Origin of the sequence: Streptomyces sp. NPDC048643, assembly GCF_040650615.1 — a bacterium.
GTDB lineage: Bacteria > Actinomycetota > Actinomycetes > Streptomycetales > Streptomycetaceae > Streptomyces.
In genome coordinates this window covers 3,855-5,273 of the sequence record NZ_JBEZHO010000105.1, presented here as the reverse complement: position 1 = coordinate 5,273, position 1,419 = coordinate 3,855, and the positions used below count along the sequence as shown (strand labels likewise).

Annotated in this window: 1 rRNA gene (cut by a window edge); it reads right to left on the bottom strand. The window is 56.0% G+C overall.

Features of this window, described 5'->3' with window-relative positions:
• Nucleotides 1-21: 21 nt before the first annotated feature.
• Nucleotides 22-1,419: ribosomal RNA gene (locus tag AB0C62_RS42000) — 23S ribosomal RNA — on the bottom strand (it continues 1,921 nt past the right edge of the window).

Genomic DNA, 1,419 nt, shown 5'->3' with positions numbered 1-1,419 from the left:
ACACAGTGGACGCGAGCAACTGAGGACAAGCCCTCGGCCTATTAGTACCAGTCACCTCCAGCGGTTACCCGCCTTCCAGATCTGGCCTATCAACCCAGTCGTCTACTGGGAGCCTTAACCCCTCAAGGGGGTGGGAATACTCATCTCGAAGCAGGCTTCCCGCTTAGATGCTTTCAGCGGTTATCCCTCCCGAACGTAGCCAACCAGCCATGCCCTTGGCAGGACAACTGGCACACCAGAGGTTCGTCCGTCCCGGTCCTCTCGTACTAGGGACAGCCCTTCTCAATATTCCTACGCGCACAGCGGATAGGGACCGAACTGTCTCACGACGTTCTAAACCCAGCTCGCGTACCGCTTTAATGGGCGAACAGCCCAACCCTTGGGACCGACTCCAGCCCCAGGATGCGACGAGCCGACATCGAGGTGCCAAACCATCCCGTCGATATGGACTCTTGGGGAAGATCAGCCTGTTATCCCCGGGGTACCTTTTATCCGTTGAGCGACGGCGCTTCCACAAGCCACCGCCGGATCACTAGTCCCGACTTTCGTCCCTGCTCGACCCGTCGGTCTCACAGTCAAGCTCCCTTGTGCACTTACACTCAACACCTGATTACCAACCAGGCTGAGGGAACCTTTGGGCGCCTCCGTTACTCTTTAGGAGGCAACCGCCCCAGTTAAACTACCCATCAGACACTGTCCCTGATCCGGATCACGGACCCAGGTTAGACATCCAGCACGACCAGACTGGTATTTCAACGACGACTCCACCATGGCTGGCGCCATGACTTCAAAGTCTCCCAGCTATCCTACACAAGCCGAACCGAACACCAATATCAAACTGTAGTAAAGGTCCCGGGGTCTTTCCGTCCTGCTGCGCGAAACGAGCATCTTTACTCGTAGTGCAATTTCACCGGGCCTATGGTTGAGACAGTCGAGAAGTCGTTACGCCATTCGTGCAGGTCGGAACTTACCCGACAAGGAATTTCGCTACCTTAGGATGGTTATAGTTACCACCGCCGTTTACTGGCGCTTAAGTTCTCAGCTTCGCCACCCCGAAGAGTGACTAACCGGTCCCCTTAACGTTCCAGCACCGGGCAGGCGTCAGTCCGTATACATCGCCTTACGGCTTCGCACGGACCTGTGTTTTTAGTAAACAGTCGCTTCTCGCTGGTCTCTGCGGCCACCCCCAGCTCACCGAGTAAATCGGATCACCAGTGATGGCCCCCCTTCTCCCGAAGTTACGGGGGCATTTTGCCGAGTTCCTTAACCATAGTTCACCCGAACGCCTCGGTATTCTCTACCTGACCACCTGAGTCGGTTTAGGGTACGGGCCGCCATGAAACTCGCTAGAGGCTTTTCTCGACAGCATAGGATCATCCACTTCACCACAATCGGCTCGGCATCAGGTCTCAGCCTTAA